Consider the following 15269-nt stretch of genomic DNA (forward strand, 5'->3'; position numbering starts at 1 on the left):
GATAAATATAACGGCTTTAGCCGATGTTGTTAGGATGTGGCTACACTTTTTTTAATACCGAGACGACTTTACCAATTACTTTGGTGGTGTCTGGGTTTATTGGGTATTTGTCTTCACCGTCGATAACGTACACCTTGCCGTCCGGTAATAGTCTGAGTTCGACAATTTGCATAAAGCTATTTACATCAATTAAATATTGGCCTTTGACTACATCGGTTTGGCTTTTGTCGATAAAGTAAGTGACCCCTTCATTGCGGATCACTAAACCGTCTTCAGCTGAGATTCCAGATTCATCAGCTAGTGTAGGGTTTAGCGAATAATTATTCATGACAATATTGGCTTTACCGTTCACAACCCTAATGTATTTCACAGGCAAAACGCTTCCAGGATCTTCACTAGCTTGATAAGTACGAACTTTCCCGGCAAGTAAATCGGCATACAATTGTTCGGTATATTGCTTAGAAGCAACAACATCATTCCACTCTTTACCAAAGCACAAGTAGTGCATGGAAACGCCTGTAGCCAAATGAACACGACACAGCAGTTCGTGCGGAGTAGTTTTTCTGGTGTGCCACACATAAATAGTGCCTTCACTTGTGCCAATTAACTCCGCTAATGCAACCTTACTTGGCAGTTTAAAAAGCGACAGCAAGCGATCAATCAATACTGCACCGCCATCATATTTTGCAGGTTGTGATAGCGAATAATGGAAGTGTCCAAGATTATGCTTGATGTTGGCAAAGTTTGGCTGTTCTGTGGGATCTGGCAAGTATTGCATGACATTCAAATCGCCTTTCAACTCTTCAAATAATAAATACTCAACAGAAATTCCAGTGGCTAAATGCAGCCTTACCACTAATTCAAATGGCAGTGTTTTTCGCGTCTGCCAAGTGGCAATTGAGCCAGTAGAAACGCCAATACAAGTCGATAACTCCACTTTGCTACGCAAGCCGAAAATGTGCACAAGTCTTTCTACAAAAGGCTTTCCACCATCAACAAGTAAGGTTTTTTTTAATTTTTTACGAATTTCTTCGTCATTTGTATTGATATGTCTTAACAAGTGATCAATAATCCTTTCGAAACGTAAATATCGCTCACCACCGACTGCCATCAACAATGAGCGCACTTAAAGAGAGGTTACCACTTATGAGCCCATTCGCATATCAAATTGCAAGCCCATATGTTTCATATGAAGAGTTTGCGCGGGTTTCAGGCATTCCATTGAATACCATTCGCGCTATGGCAAAAGAGGGTCGCTTACCAACTCGCCCAAAAAACAGACCGAAAGATAAGCCCCTTATCAATATGTTGGCGCTCGCCAACGAAGCGGCAGCCAACGCCACACCCAATTAAGCATTACTCAAATTGTCACCTTTTCTCTTCAATTGAAGATTAGCAAAATGGAGTTTTGCCGCCATGTATGCAAATGACCAGGTACACAAGGCCAGCGACCAGCCGCATTTAGCGGGTGCGCTGCGCCAGTTTGCAGACTCAGAAAAGTTAAAGGATGTTGCCGCATCGGCAAAAATCAGAAGTAGCCAAATGCTGCGCAACAAGCTGTTGCTTGACCAGCCGCACCAGCTCACGGTGCACGAGTTGATAAGAATCTCAAAGGCATCGGGCAACCGCTGCATTGTCGACGGGGTGTTACTGGACCTTAATTGCGTTCCATCGGTATGCCTTGACGATTTAAACAATAGTGAACGCCGAGCTTTGACTGATAGAGCGCTCGATATCAACGCTAATACAGCCCAGTTAGGTGCGTTAGCGCTAGACGCCAAAGTCACCAAGCGAGTGACTGAGCGTATGCGGCACGAAACGGTAAAACGCGCCACGTATGTGATGGCAGAACTTGCCATTTTTGTGCATGACGTTGAGCAAAAATTTCAAGCTATTCCAGTATTGACGGTAGCTAGCGATGCGCTGCAAGCAATGCCAATGCCGGGTTTGATGTAAGCAAAGCGCCACATATAAACATAACGACACGTTAATTTTTAGGGGAAATGTATGTCTATTGCTATTAAATCAACGGCATCGACACCGATGTCTCAGCAAGATATTACCAACGCCGCGAATGAACATGCGCCAGCTGGTGCGGTTGCTATTGCAGCAATGCGTAACATGCTTGGGCGAAGCAGTGCAGCTAGCCAGTACGACAAATTAGCACCCCAGCAAAAAGCAATGATCTTGTTTGCTGCCCGACTTAAACCGTCTGAATTTATTAATAAACCATTACTCACTCTTTCACTAGCCGACCGCGACGCGGTGCGTAAATCGATTATTGCGCTAACAGATCTCGCTAAAGTGTTTGGCAGTTTGTCATTAGCGCGTGATCAGTTTTTAAGTCAGCCAAAACCCAAGCGAGTTAAGTCATTGCCGCCAAAGGGGACCGATGGCAGTGAGATTGATAACCAAATGGCCGATGTCAGCGAATTAGCCAGGGCGCTGGCGCTAGAAGTCGAAGGGGTAAAGCAGTGAACGGAATTCAGGTAAACAGAAACAACAGTGCTAGAAAACTCAGTTTTATAAATGAAAAAGCCACAACCGTTGCAGCGGTTATGGCCAACGTCAAATCAACTATTAAAGGCATCAATATGACAAAGCAAAGCATAACAGTCGAACAAGCGATAGCGCAAGAGGCCAACCGCGTCATTGCGTCATTATCATTTGAAACCCCAGCCGATCGCGAGATGGTAGAAACCGCACTTGAATCACTCAAAGCCATTGCTGAGGTCACCTGCCCTGCTTTGGCTGAGACGCTGAACATTCGTTTAGTTGCCATTCGCAATAATATCCACGTTAACCAAATTCAACAGGCGGCTTGATATGACTCATTCAATCACAGCGGCCAATGCGCCGTCAGCAATCTCGCCTGAATTTGGGCCCGTAACTTCACCAACATTTGATTTAAGCAACCCGCAACACCTTGCCATGCGCAAGCTGATGGCCGATGTGTATTCGCGTCACGCCAACGCGCTAGAACTTGGGTTAAAGCACTGCACCGATGTGTATCTCGGCATGGGACAAGGCTTAGAGCGCGTCGCTGTTTTCGTGCTTAACGATGTTCAACTTGCCTGTTTATGCAGCTCGCTAAACCGCGCCATGAATGACGTGCAGGAACTCTACAGAGCGAGGGCGGCAGCATGAGCCAGTTAACCGATAGCATCAACTCGCAAAACTTTGCCATTCGCACGGCGTTTTTAAACCGCACTAATGGCACCTTAACCCGTCCTAAAAAAATCACCGACGCTGACAGGCGCGAACTCGCACGACGCCGCAGAATAGAAGATTTTCAAATGGCGCGTGATCTTGGTATCAGCCTAAATGAATTGGGGGCGCTATGAGTAAGAGTGCGGCCTTTCATCATTTGTTAAAGCACTTTCGCAGTAATAAGCAGTCGTTGGCGCAAGAGATTCAAATCTTAATCGACAACGATAACCTGATTGATAACACCAATCTGGTGAATATCGCTAAGTACTCAGGTGCGCTAGATTGCCTATATTGGCAAGCGCTTGGCAATGACTTGACCACTTTGGCTAAAGGTATTCGTCGAACGCTTGATAGGGCGCGAACCTATCATGGGTTCGAGGCGATTTAATGGATCTTCAACAAATCGAACGCCAAGCCGGGATTAATTTCTCGGCTATTTTTTCGGCGCCACATCAGCAAGCGGATCTTAAGTGGTCACAAAAACAGTTAGACGGCTTGCCAGATGATATTGCTGCCAGCCTGTTTAAAGAGTACGTGCGTAAACATCGCGCCCATGGTCGTGGCCGCAGCGCTAACATCTGGCTGCGTAACCGCATCAAATCCACTCGCGCCATGTTGCGCCAATTCCCCTTGCCGCTATGGCATATCAATACCGAAGTGCGCCGCGCCGCTGTAGCAAAAGAGTGGGCCGACCGCTCTGCCAGTATTCTCAATAATTTGACCTATGGCGGCAAACAGGCCGACGCAAAAGAGATGTTAGAAGCAGTAAAACAACCTGCTGATCAGTGGGGTTTTTGCCCAGTATTGCCATCGTTTAACAAGTATGACGAAAAGAAAGCCAGCGGGGTGTTCGACCACGACCCACGCATGTACAACACTATCGCCGCAGCACTGGCGCGTTTAGTCGATGATGCATGGTGGCTGCGTAAACTCGACAAAGCTTATCGCCAATATAAAGAACATGCGGCCATTGTGACAGGAAAAGTGCGCGCTGGCGTGTCGCCATATGTGTCGACCCATGCATTAAAAGAGTTTAAAAACCGTAAAGCCGCCGCAAAGGCGTGGCTTAACGAAATGACCGTGGTTAACGAAACCCACGGTTTAGAGATATCCCTTGCCGATGCCGTTGCCGCCTCTGTCGCTAATCCAGAAGTGCGCCGCGCTGAATTGATGGTACGGATGCGCGGCTTTGAAGACCTCGCCATTGAGCAAGGCTTTATCGCTGAGTTTTATACTTGGACCGCCCCAAGCCGATATCACAGTTATGTGAAAAGCAAGAAAGGCCCAAGCTATTCAAACAAGCGATATCAAGGCACTAATCCTAAAGACACTCAAGCCTATTTGTGCCACCAGTGGGCAAAAACTCGCTCAAAGCTAGCCCGTGAAGAAATAGAAATGTTCGGCTTTCGTGTGGTCGAGCCACATCACGACGGCACACCGCATTGGCACATGGTGCTATTTTTTCGCCCTGACCAACTGCGTCATGCGCGTTCGATCATGCGCAAATATGCCTTACAACATCACAAAGATGAATTGGCACCGCCAAAGGGAAAGCGCGGCCAGCGCCACAACAGCTACCGATCGCGCTTTGACTTTAAAACAATTGATCCAGCTAAGGGCAGCGCTACTGGTTACATTGCCAAATATGTTGCTAAAAACATTGATGGCGCTTATGTCGATGACGACTATGAAGCCGAAAGCAGCGGTAAACATGGCGCCGAGGGTGTGGCGGCATGGGCCAGCACTTGGAACATTAGACAGTTTCAGCAAATTGGTGGGCCATCAGTCACGGTGTGGCGCGAACTGCGCCGACTACGTGAAGCTATTAGCTTTGATGATGTGATAGAGCTTGCCCGTAATGCGGCAGACAGCAGCAATTGGCAGCGCTATGTCGAGGCTATGGGCGGCACACTGTGCAAACGTGTCGACCGACCTATTCAGTTGTCAAAAGTCATTAACCACGAGGCCAACTTATACGGTGAAGACATCAGCAAAATCATGGGCGTGATGTCGTGCGCTAATGCGGTGCAGACTCGTTTAGAGGGTTGGAAGATTCGCCAGCCTAACTACCAAACACCGCAACCGTCAGCCGATGAGGCCGCTTTTGATGTGGCTTTTGATCTTGCTTCTAAAAGCGGCGACAGCCGCGCACCTTGGAGTTCTGACAATAACTGTACGCAGTCGATCAAAACTAATGAAAGGATCGCAAATGTCCCATTAAAAGATCGCCAACTTATCGCCGAGGCTAACAAACTCGGCCTCGACTGCAGTGATCTTAAACGCCTACGTGCGGGGGCTGTTGTTGATGTTGTGGTCAATGACTCTCATACATACATTCGCTTGCGTGACGGCATGCTTATCGTCAGCAAGGCAATGCCGAATGATCATCTCAATGGCGATTGGAGTGATACCGCCCTCGATAGCCAGTTCGATGCTATTCAGCGCCAGCGCAACAAGATGATAGACCAGCAGCTGCGCGAACAAGCATGGCGCTTGCTCGATACCAAGGCCGATGTCGAAAACTGGGTAAGCACCATGGACCCCGATATTGCCAAGCGTGCACTTGAACAATTGCGCCAGGTACTCGATGTGCAAAATGCCGAGCAATACGCCAGCGCGTTTAGTTACCACCACAAAACCGACGACGAGGATCACGACGATGAGCCTTTCTAACATGATGGATGCCAGCGAACGCGCCCGTTTTCAGGCATTCAACGCCGACAAGCAACAACACTTAGACCGTTACCACCGCTGCAAGCTAAAACTAGACAGCTTAAATCGTGATGCCGTGCGCCAATGGCTGGCGAAATTGCCAGAAGACGAGCGTCAAAAATGCCGCGTTGTATTGAATAACATCGTTAGCCAGCGCCGTGAAAAAAGGGGGAAGGTCGCATAATGAAAAAACCTAAACCACTACCAGTGCTGGTGCAGGGCCATGAAAACCGCGAAAGCATGGCCGTACTGTTGAAACTCACGCGCATTACTAGCCCAAACAAAGTCGATGCGATTATGGCGCATCTAGTTGATGGCCTACCCGCTAAACGCGCTTACTGGCGTTATCAAGTCGACCAGCGAAAGTTTAGCCAAGCATTGGCAAAGTTAAATCAAGTGGCGGATCTTGCGCTGCAATATCAAACCACTAAAGCAACAAATTAACCCTAGTTAAGCGGTGTTAATTGTCCCTTATCACAACTTTAAGAACGCGCAACTAGCTAAAAATGTTTTCACTGAAAACACTATTTCAGCATTCATTCATCGCTAATAGAGCTTGTTAAATCAGTTTCTTGCTATTAGCAAGAAACGTGGTTGCGCGATTCTGTATATGTGAATAATAGGTTAGGCACCGCAGTTGGTGTGCCAATTATGGAATTAGAAAAATGACTGATGAATCTATGCTGTACCTGAAAGTAGACCTATTAAACGGCCTGTTTCCTAACCTAGATACAGAGGCTGATAAGGATGTTTGTAATGCGATAATCGCGGATGTATTAGCGATTTATCGGCAGTTGCATGTCACAACAGGTTTAGTTCCTGTTGCAATTGTTGACGCTGGACAGGAGAAAGAGCCCGAGCAAGCTCTGACACAATAGCACTGGCCGATTTTGCACTGGGGCTCAGGGTGTGGCTAAAAGAGAGGTTTGCGACAAACGTATGGCCACACTCAGGGTTAGTGCATGAACAATACAAATCGGCATGAGCCAGACTTAGGCGGTTAGTTTTACCTATAATCGCCTTACTGCCGCACTCTGAACACATTACTCGCATGCCGATCTCCCAATCGTTTTAATCTGCGTAGTTTACGTCATAATACTGTTTTTTTAAACAGTATTAAATTATTGAAGTTACTTTTTATGTTGACAAAAATGGTCTACAGATCAATGTTATGTGCCTTTTAGTTGGCTATCGTAGGCTATTACCTTGCAAGGTAGCATAGCTTGCAAGGGCCGTATAATCAGATGTTAGCCTCTCTTCATAAATCGGAGATATTTTGAAACGAATTAAGCGGAACCCAGAGAAGTTTGAGGTAATAGATCTTTTTACCGCTTTGGGGCGTGAGCATGGATACAAGCTAAGTGTTGAAGAAGATGCGAATGATTTCATTGAGCGCATTGGACGTTCACTGAAGACGTCTCAAAATAACCCTAACCTTCTCCACGGAAAACGAGTCGAATCGCTTTTCGCTCATGTTGCCGGCGCATTAGGAAATTGTCGCCTAATAAAGCAAGAGGACAGTGGGGAAGCATTTACTACAGAGCAGGATATTCAGGCCCCAGATTACAAGCTAATACTCAATGACGGAAGTCAGTATTTTGTTGAAGTTAAAAACTGCCATTACCCAAATATTAAATCACCTTATCCTTTAAAAAAGGATTACCTCAAAAAGGTTGAGAATTACGCTGAATTGCATGGTACACCTCTATTGTTTGCAATTTATTTTTCACGGCAGAATAAGTGGTTCCTCTTGCGTAAAGAATCTCTCATCGAGCAAAAAAAACGATATGTAACAGACTTTATAAATGCGATAGCGAAAAATGAGATGTCACTATTAGGTGATCGTACTATTGGTACGGAGCCAGACCTTTCGATTGAGCTAGTTGCTGATCGCTCTAAAAAAGCGAAAGTCAACGAAGATGGAGAGGTTAACTTTATTATTGGTGATGTAAAGATATATAGCTCTGATCGAGAAATTACAGATGATTTAGAAAAGTCGATAGCCTTCTATCTTATGAGGTTCGGAACTTGGAGTGAGAATGATGCTGAGGGCATATTTGAAGAGGATGAATTTTTGGGCGTAAGGTTCACTTACTCGCCAGATTTCCCTCCAGAGGAGCAAGTGTTTTCCATGATTGGCGAACTAAGCTCGATGATAAGTTCTTCATACGGGGAACAAACTGTATACGAAAAGAGTGTCATAGCACTTGATACAAATCTGGAACCAAGTGTATTTACTGTTGAAATTCCTGATAAATACAAAGGGAATAACTTGCCACTATGGCAATTCATAATGCAACCTAATCCAGATTTTAAAGGCTAACAAGCGCATGTTGTCGGACTGGTTCTCCGCTGCGCTCCAACCAGCCGCAAATGCGGGCGTTAAGTGTATTAAGTTGAACAAGGAGTTTTTATGGAGAAGTCAGAAACACGCTGTCCCTCAATTTTATGTATTAAAGAAATTCAAGAATACGGCGAAGGATATCATGGGGTTTATCCTGTAAAAGATAAACCTGATTTTTTATCTGAAGCAACTTTAAGGTGTGAAAGGTGTGGCGGTTATTCTAATGGACATATATGGGTTCATGTATGTGTAGAATGTGGTGTACAGGTTAAAGAAGATGAGCTGAAAGGTTTGTTTGTTCCTCATAAATGCTCAAATTGTGAAGAGGCTTTAGCTCAAGAAGAAATCAAACAAGGCAATACGTGTTTTAGCTGTAAGAAGCCTAAGTCTCGTTGTTATTGTTAGTCTGTGTAATCATTCACTTAACAAGCTTTTCAAACTTGACTGCTAAAGTTTGATTCGGTTTCGCTTTGCTACACAAGTTTAGCCGAATATTATAAGTCCCTTAACAAGGCGTTACCAAAATGCATGGAATAGTGTAGCTTTATAGCTACACTACGACCTTCACCCCAAATCAAACACCAGTCCTAGCCGACCGCCGATCTCGGCATCTTGGTTAACCGCGCTCACTAGCCTGTTGATCAGCGGCTTAGTTTCATTTTTAAAGTAAACACCATCATATTTTTCAGGGTCACCAAGGCCTGCAGTGTTAGCGGGGATGATGCCAGACAAGCCAGGTGGGAAACGATGGGCGTTTAACACGTCTTGTGCCGACACGTTCTTGACGTTCATAAACTCGTCTTTACTTTCAAAATTACCCACGGGGATGATCTGTAGGCCTTTTTCTTTACCGTTGGGAATGTTCACAAACAACGAACGGAAATTACCCACGCCCTTAGAATCCTGAATTTTCTCTTTGATTTCGTCTTCAACATCGGGGTCAAGGTTCGGGTCGGTGGCGTACATAATAAAGCCCATATGAGCGCCGTTTAGGTAATATTTACGTCTAAATTTGGTCGCGTCTTCATTGAGTAGCGCCGCTTGCAAACCGCCTAAGTAATCGGGGCATCCGTAAATTTGTTGCACCGGATCATATTGGCGCACCCATACCACATCTTTTGCTTTATAGCGCTTTAACTGGTTGTTACGCTCAAGTACCACAGCGCCGCCATCTTTACCCACACGGGTGCGATAACTGGGCAGCGGAAACAAGCGCACTACTTGTCTAAACCCATTGCGGATCTTAAGTAGTGCCACATCACCAAACTGCACCAAGTTTAAAAAGCTGGCGCCAATTTGCTCGGCTGTCATGCTGCCAGAGACAAAACGGCTAGTTGCCATATTGGCACGGCTTTGCACTATGCCGCCGTGCTGGGCGTTGCGGCGGGTGAGGTTGGCGAGTAGATGCCGATCGACAGGTGGCTCCCAATACTGATCATTGTCGTTGTAATACAGCGAGTCATAATCGGTTAGCCAGGTATCGGCGACAACGGGCTCGGCAGTTAGCCCAAAAGTGACGATGCTTTTTTTCTTCTCTTCTATCACATCGTCGTTGGCGGCGTCTAATGTTGCAGGGCCCATTGTGATTTCCTTTTGTGTGCAAAGTTGAGGGGTTCGTTAATGACTGCATGCGCGATAGCAAAAAACACATCTGCATGACCTGTGGTGTTGTCGCGGCTGGCTTTGAATGTAATAGCCCCGCCAGTGTCGGTAGTTGTGCGGCGTATCGATAAGCAGCTCATCGCAATGTCTTTGTGTGATGCGTCCCACTCAATGCGACCGCTTTCAATTACGTCAATCATTTTGAGCACTAAGCGGGTTTTACTCGATACGCTGTAATGTATCGCCGTAGCCTCGCGAGGGAATAGCGTGCTGATTGAGTCAAACACCCCAGCGCCAATGCCCGTAGTATCAACGCCGATATAAGTCACGTTGTAACGCGCATAAATTTTTTGGATTTCGCTCACATGGTGCGCAAAGTTCATCCCGCGCCAATAGTGCTTTTCGAGTACGCGGAATTTCTCACCCTTCTTTTCACCTGGTGCAACCACCACTAATGTGGCGTTGTCGCGGGTACGTGATGGGTCATAACCAAGCCACACCTCACGGTTACCAAATGGGCGTTGATCTTTGGGTTTGTGATCTTGCCAGCGCGCCGCCTCGACCATACATTTTTCGAGGTCACTAAACTTAAATATGCTGTCGGCATCATCGACAAAGATGCACATAAACAGGTTTTTAAAGTCATCGTCGTTGTATTCGTCGCGTAGCTCCTCGATGTCGAACAGCTCGCAACCACCCGCAACGGCATCCTCAATGGTAACCACAAAGCGCCATTGTTTATCGGGGCACAAGCGGCCACCGTCGCGCATTTGGTCAAAGGTGGGGAATTCGACCTCTTCACGGTCGGGCTTGCCTTGTCGCCAGTGGTCGCCCGTCCAAAAGGTATAAGCGGGGTGCGCCTTGGTCGATGGGGTTGAAAAGTAGGTTTTGCGCCAGTTCTTGTGGGTTGCCATGGCCGAGGCCAGTTTATTGAGTACATCGAACTTGCCGATCCAGAAGTACTCATCAATATAAACATGGCCGTGGTAACTCTGTGCGGTTTTGCTATTGGTACTTAAAAACCGCAGTTCGGCATCACCGTGGGCGGTATGCAATACAATGGGGTTACCGGTTAACTCAATCTCAAAAAACTGCTGCGCAATTTGCACAATGTAAGTGCGGAATACCTCAGCTTGTGAGCGTGAAGCGGATAAGAATATTTGCGGATCGCCAGTGAGTACCGCTTGTTCAAACGCCTCACCAGCAAAGTAATAGGTCGCACCAATCTGCCGTGACTTAAGAATATTGCGAATGCGTTGGCCTAGGTTTTCGTGCATCACTTTTTGGTATTCAAACAGTGACGCATACCAGGCTTTAAAATCATCCTCAGTTAAGTGGCTAACATCATTCTTGCGCTTGCGGCCTTTGCGCTTACTGGTGGGTGCGCCATCATTTTGCTGATCGCCGTTGCGACTGTTTTTACTGCCGCCTTTATTACTTTTGTCGCCTTTAGTATTAGCAGGGCCAAAGCTATGGCCTTCATTAATCACCCGCTGCTTTTTCAGCTTCACATGCTTTTCAATCAGCATGTCGAGCTCTTTTATCTGGTTGCCCGTTTTGTCGGCAACATCGGTCAATACCACAATGCGACGTGCTATCGCCTCGTCGACTTTTTCCTCGCGCAGCAAGTCACGCCAACAATATTTCTCTGCCCAAAAGTAGATCACGCGGGTGTTGGGTAAGTCCAACTCGCTGCGGATCTCGTCGGGGGTCCAGTGGCGTAAATACAGCCGTTTAGCGGCCTCGCGTATTTCGGGAGAATAAGCCATTGCTTGAGGTCAGTACCCACAATTATTAAAAACTAAGGGCAGTGTATTCATTCGCTGCAAGCCTATAACGGACTTAAGTTCGGCCAATTTCGGATAACCCATAAAATCCGAATTCACCCTAATCAAACCCAGTGCGAGAGCCATTTCATCTGGCTATGCTGCCTGCAATATCAATCAATAATGCGGCAAGTGGCTAACAATATGAGCAAACAAACTGGATGGGTTATCGCAGCAACCGAGGGCGCAACAGTCGACGGTCGCACTATCACCAAACAGTGGATTGAAGATATGGCCGAACAGTATTCAACAGATGAATACACCGCCATGATCTGGCCTGAACACTTCCGCTCATCTTGGGGCCCGTTCGAGGGTAAAAACTGGGGAACAGTAGACGAAGTTAAAAAAGCCACAACAGGTGGCAAGCTGCGCCTATACGTCAAACTGACCGCTAACGATTACCTGCTAGACGCCAACAAAGACGGCCAAAAACTGTTTATGTCGATTGAGCCAAATATTGATTACAAAGGCACAGGCAAAGCGTACCTGCAGGGCATTGCCGTCACCGATTCGCCAGCCTCAACTGGCACTACTCGCCTTAAGTTTTCTGCTGGTGAAAACCAGCACGACCACGAATACAGCCAACTAGAAGAGTTGCACCAAAGCGACTTCATTACCGAACAAGCAAAGCCAACGGATAAGGGTTTGTTTGCCCTGCTACGCGATTACTTTACTCAGCCGACCGCGGCAACCAGCCCTACCGAGGAAGAACCCATGAACAAAGAGCAATTCGACGCCCTAATGGGCAAGTTTGACACTTTTGGCACCAAGCTAACGGAACTAGAAACCAAAGTTGAAACCTTTGGTAAAAAGCCAGAAGCCGACAAAAAAGACGACGTAAAAGTCGAATCGGACGCCGACAAGAAAGTCGACGATAAAGCAGCCACAGGTGTCACCGCTGAGCAATTCAGCGCGCTAACCGACACGCTTACTGGTTTGACTGAAAAGCTGGGCGCAATGGAAACCAAGTTCAATAAGTTAAGTGCAGAAGTAGACGACCAAGAGCCAGACCCAGCAGGCACGGGCGAAACAATCGATTTAGTGTAATGCCGCTTAAGCAGATGCATTAACTGAGTTCTATCAATTTACGAATATAGCGAGATAACAGCATGCAATTAAATCAAACCGCCCGCGGATTTTTAGCGAGATATAACACTGCTATGGCTACGGCCTACGGTGTAGAAGATGCAACTCAACAGTTTGCCGTCACTAATCCAATGGAGACAAAGCTGCGTGCTTCACTGCTTGAGTCGGTCGAGTTCCTTGGCATGATCAGCACTATGCAAGTGGACCAGCTTAAAGGCCAGGTTGTTGATGTGGGTGGCTATGATATTGCGACGGGTCGCAAGGCAGGTGGTCGATTTACATCACAGCAAGGTGTTGATGGTAATACCTACGAGCTAACCGAAACTGATTCATGTTCGGCGGTTACGTGGGCATTGCTGTCTGTTTGGGCTAACAGTGGTAGCCAAAACGAATTTATGAAGCTCATGAAGGACAACGCCACTCAGCGTTTTGCCCTCGATATGTTGCGTGTTGGCTTCAATGGTACTTCTGCTGCGGCAACGTCTGATCCTGATGCGAATCCACTAGGTCAGGACGTAAACAAAGGCTGGCATAAGTTGGTAACCGATAATGCGCCAGACCAAATCATGACTGATCCTATCTTCTTTGACCCAGCAGGTGCGGGTGACTACACCACGCTAGATGCCATCGTCACCGAGCTACGCAATACGCTCATTCATCCAAAGCTGCGTAATGATCCGCGTCTCGTGGTGCTAGTGGGTAGCGACCTAATCGCCGCCGCGCAAACTCACATGATGAACCTTGCAGACAAGCCAAGCGAGAAAGTGGCCGCACAGCAGATGGATAAAACCATTGGTGGTTTACGTGCTTACACACCGCCGTTCTTTCCTGGTAAACGCATCGTGGTCACTATGCTGTCGAACCTGCACATCTACACTCAGCGCGGCACTATGCAGCGTAAGTCTGAAAACGTAGAAGACCGCAAGCAGTATGAAGACAAATACTGGCGTAACGAAGGCTATGCAATTGGTCAGTACCTTGCCTATGCCGCCGTTGATGAGAGTGCCATCACTATTGGTGCCAAGCCTTAAGTAAAGCACTTATAAGGCGCTCAATGCCGAGCGCCTTATTAACGCTCAAGTAGATGTTAACCGTAACCAACGACTCTAAATAATAAGTCATAAACCAAAGGATCACGCCATGAGTGCTATCGCCAATTTTAAAAAGCGTCGTGAAGCGGCCAAAGCTAAACATGCTCACCAAGACACCGATGCTGATACGCCAGCGCCTGAGAATGAAGCGCTAGCGCTACTGGCCGCTTTACTGGGCTGCGAGCAATCAGAGGCGTTAGCAAAAGGCCGTGCAGCGGTTGAGCAAAAAGCCCGTTTTATTGAAGCGACAGTCACTTTTGATTCTGCATCTAGTGAAGATAAAACCATTACTTCAGAAGTCACCACCGACGAAGACGGCAATATCGACACCATCACCGAATTGCAAGAAACCGCCGACACGGTAGCCATCGCAGCAGACAACGCCAGCGAAGCGGCTTGCACCGTTACTGATGCCGCAGAAAAGCTAGAAAGCGCAACCAGCGACCTAAGCGACACATCAAGCGAGCTAGCCTACAGCGCCGAAGATATCACCAGTGCAGCAGCTGATATCAAAGAAGCGGCAGAAGAGATAAAAAAGCCGTCGGCGGGGCAAAAATCCTCGCCTGGCGCGAAGAAAGGCAAGGCCAAAAAGAGCTCGAAAAAGTAAGACTAACGGGCGATGCCACTCACGCCCCAAGTCTGCATTTACAACTCATAGAGTTAGAGGCCGACTTAAAACGCCTCAAAGGCTTTGCAAGACGGGCCGACAAAGTCGCCCATAAGCGTGACGTGCTATTGCCTAAATGGCTACCCATCGTCACAGAGTATTTAGCGGCACTCAATGCCGATGACAAAGGAAAGCAGCATGTTAATGACAACCCTATTTTTGCTTATTGCACTGTTTGGCTGTTTGACATTGGCGATCTTGACCAAGCCATCAGCCACGCATTCAAAGCTATCGAACTTGGGCAACCTATGGCGGGCAGCATTCGCCGCCAGTGGCCAGGGTTTATTGCTGACACTGTATTCGATTGGGCAACGCTGCAAGCAGAAAATGGCCACAGCATTGAGCCCTATTTTAGCCGTGTGTTTAAGCGCGTGGTTAACGATTGGAAACTGCCAGAGCCGGTTACCGCCAAGTTTTACAAGTTCGCGGGCTTGGCATTATTGCGCACCACTAATGGCGACGTTAAACCAACACAAGTGGGCGACATCGCCAGGTTACAACAGGCTGACGGCTTACTTGAAAAAGCGGCCTCTTTACACAGGCATGCGCAAGTTAAAACCGTTAGAAATCAGATTGAAATGCGGATTCGCGCACTAGAGGCCTATGGCTCACAAGAAAGCGGATCAAAGTAACGACTCCCAACCCTCCAGTGCGCTAGCCGAGTGTTTAACAGGTGACTGTTAATAACCACGTCGACGCTAACCGCACTGAACCCAATTAACGTGAAAGGC

General features: G+C 47.2%; 21 protein-coding genes. 17 read left to right on the top strand and 4 right to left on the bottom strand.

The features are described 5' to 3' along the window. Positions 1 to 40: 40 nt before the first annotated feature. Positions 41 to 1111: a helix-turn-helix domain-containing protein gene (locus tag K0I62_RS05560; protein WP_220070500.1), complete on the bottom strand. Its 1071-nt coding sequence runs from the start codon at positions 1109 to 1111 to the stop codon at positions 41 to 43. A gap of 35 nt (positions 1112 to 1146) precedes the next feature. Between K0I62_RS05560 and K0I62_RS05565 the strand changes: the two genes are divergently transcribed. The 11 genes from K0I62_RS05565 (at position 1147) to K0I62_RS05615 (ending at position 6800) form a co-directional block, all read left to right on the top strand. Beyond that, positions 1147 to 1353, top strand: a complete 207-nt coding sequence (locus K0I62_RS05565) for a regulatory phage cox family protein (RefSeq protein ID WP_220070501.1) — start codon at positions 1147 to 1149, stop codon at positions 1351 to 1353. A 63-nt stretch (positions 1354 to 1416) separates the two neighbouring features. Continuing rightward, positions 1417 to 1956 (top strand): phage regulatory CII family protein, encoded by a 540-nt coding sequence (locus K0I62_RS05570; RefSeq protein ID WP_220070502.1) that lies wholly within the window; start codon positions 1417 to 1419, stop codon positions 1954 to 1956. A 51-nt stretch (positions 1957 to 2007) separates the two neighbouring features. Then, a complete protein-coding gene (locus K0I62_RS05575) occupies positions 2008 to 2478 on the top strand; it encodes a hypothetical protein (protein ID WP_220070503.1) in 471 nt (156 codons plus the stop codon). Continuing rightward, on the top strand, positions 2475 to 2825 hold the full coding sequence (locus tag K0I62_RS05580) for a hypothetical protein (RefSeq protein ID WP_258405090.1): 351 nt from the start codon (positions 2475 to 2477) through the stop codon (positions 2823 to 2825). Before K0I62_RS05575 ends, K0I62_RS05580 begins: the two co-directional genes overlap by 4 nt. A gap of 1 nt (position 2826) precedes the next feature. Then, on the top strand, positions 2827 to 3147 hold the full coding sequence (locus K0I62_RS05585) for a hypothetical protein (RefSeq protein WP_220070504.1): 321 nt from the start codon (positions 2827 to 2829) through the stop codon (positions 3145 to 3147). Then, on the top strand, positions 3144 to 3344 hold the full coding sequence (locus K0I62_RS05590) for a hypothetical protein (protein ID WP_220070505.1): 201 nt from the start codon (positions 3144 to 3146) through the stop codon (positions 3342 to 3344). Before K0I62_RS05585 ends, K0I62_RS05590 begins: the two co-directional genes overlap by 4 nt. Next, positions 3341 to 3598 (top strand): hypothetical protein, encoded by a 258-nt coding sequence (locus K0I62_RS05595; RefSeq protein ID WP_220070506.1) that lies wholly within the window; start codon positions 3341 to 3343, stop codon positions 3596 to 3598. Before K0I62_RS05590 ends, K0I62_RS05595 begins: the two co-directional genes overlap by 4 nt. Next, positions 3598 to 5883: a replication endonuclease gene (locus K0I62_RS05600; protein WP_220070507.1), complete on the top strand. Its 2286-nt coding sequence runs from the start codon at positions 3598 to 3600 to the stop codon at positions 5881 to 5883. Before K0I62_RS05595 ends, K0I62_RS05600 begins: the two co-directional genes overlap by 1 nt. Next, positions 5870 to 6106 carry a hypothetical protein gene (locus K0I62_RS05605; protein WP_220070508.1) on the top strand — a complete coding sequence of 79 codons (237 nt, stop codon included), beginning with the start codon at positions 5870 to 5872 and terminating at the stop codon, positions 6104 to 6106. Before K0I62_RS05600 ends, K0I62_RS05605 begins: the two co-directional genes overlap by 14 nt. Next, positions 6106 to 6366 (top strand): PapB/FocB family fimbrial expression transcriptional regulator, encoded by a 261-nt coding sequence (locus K0I62_RS05610; RefSeq protein ID WP_220070509.1) that lies wholly within the window; start codon positions 6106 to 6108, stop codon positions 6364 to 6366. The genes K0I62_RS05605 and K0I62_RS05610 overlap by 1 nt, the downstream gene beginning before the upstream one ends. A gap of 221 nt (positions 6367 to 6587) precedes the next feature. After that, positions 6588 to 6800, top strand: a complete 213-nt coding sequence (locus K0I62_RS05615) for a hypothetical protein (protein WP_220071471.1) — start codon at positions 6588 to 6590, stop codon at positions 6798 to 6800. Here K0I62_RS05615 and K0I62_RS05620 read toward each other — a convergent pair. Next, the gene (locus tag K0I62_RS05620) at positions 6724 to 6975 is read right to left on the bottom strand and encodes an Ogr/Delta-like zinc finger protein (protein WP_220070510.1); all 252 of its coding nucleotides are present in this window, start codon (positions 6973 to 6975) and stop codon (positions 6724 to 6726) included. The genes K0I62_RS05615 and K0I62_RS05620 overlap by 77 nt on opposite strands. Positions 6976 to 7198: 223 nt before the next feature. Here K0I62_RS05620 and K0I62_RS05625 point away from each other — a divergent pair, with 223 nt between their 5' ends. Continuing rightward, positions 7199 to 8245: a hypothetical protein gene (locus K0I62_RS05625; RefSeq protein WP_220070511.1), complete on the top strand. Its 1047-nt coding sequence runs from the start codon at positions 7199 to 7201 to the stop codon at positions 8243 to 8245. Between the two features lie 90 nt (positions 8246 to 8335). Then, entirely contained in the window at positions 8336 to 8671 is a 336-nt protein-coding gene (locus K0I62_RS05630) for a hypothetical protein (protein WP_220070512.1), read from the top strand. A 159-nt stretch (positions 8672 to 8830) separates the two neighbouring features. Here the strand turns inward: K0I62_RS05630 and K0I62_RS05635 are convergent, their stop codons facing one another. Continuing rightward, positions 8831 to 9847: a phage portal protein gene (locus tag K0I62_RS05635; protein ID WP_220070513.1), complete on the bottom strand. Its 1017-nt coding sequence runs from the start codon at positions 9845 to 9847 to the stop codon at positions 8831 to 8833. After that, the gene (locus K0I62_RS05640) at positions 9829 to 11637 is read right to left on the bottom strand and encodes a terminase large subunit domain-containing protein (RefSeq protein WP_220070514.1); all 1809 of its coding nucleotides are present in this window, start codon (positions 11635 to 11637) and stop codon (positions 9829 to 9831) included. Before K0I62_RS05640 ends, K0I62_RS05635 begins: the two co-directional genes overlap by 19 nt. 201 nt (positions 11638 to 11838) lie before the next feature. Between K0I62_RS05640 and K0I62_RS05645 the strand changes: the two genes are divergently transcribed. From K0I62_RS05645 to gpM, 4 genes are all read left to right on the top strand, one after another. Next, on the top strand, positions 11839 to 12741 hold the full coding sequence (locus K0I62_RS05645; RefSeq protein ID WP_220070515.1) for a GPO family capsid scaffolding protein: 903 nt from the start codon (positions 11839 to 11841) through the stop codon (positions 12739 to 12741). A 62-nt stretch (positions 12742 to 12803) separates the two neighbouring features. Beyond that, positions 12804 to 13811 (top strand): phage major capsid protein, P2 family, encoded by a 1008-nt coding sequence (locus K0I62_RS05650; protein WP_220070516.1) that lies wholly within the window; start codon positions 12804 to 12806, stop codon positions 13809 to 13811. A gap of 109 nt (positions 13812 to 13920) precedes the next feature. Further along, positions 13921 to 14478, top strand: a complete 558-nt coding sequence (locus K0I62_RS05655) for a hypothetical protein (RefSeq protein ID WP_220070517.1) — start codon at positions 13921 to 13923, stop codon at positions 14476 to 14478. A 47-nt stretch (positions 14479 to 14525) separates the two neighbouring features. Continuing rightward, positions 14526 to 15170, top strand: coding sequence for a phage terminase small subunit (gene gpM, locus K0I62_RS05660; RefSeq protein WP_220071291.1), 645 nt, complete (start codon positions 14526 to 14528; stop codon positions 15168 to 15170). Positions 15171 to 15269 lie beyond the last annotated feature (99 nt).

The sequence above is a fragment of the Shewanella psychrotolerans genome, assembly GCF_019457595.1.
Lineage (GTDB): Bacteria > Pseudomonadota > Gammaproteobacteria > Enterobacterales > Shewanellaceae > Shewanella > Shewanella psychrotolerans.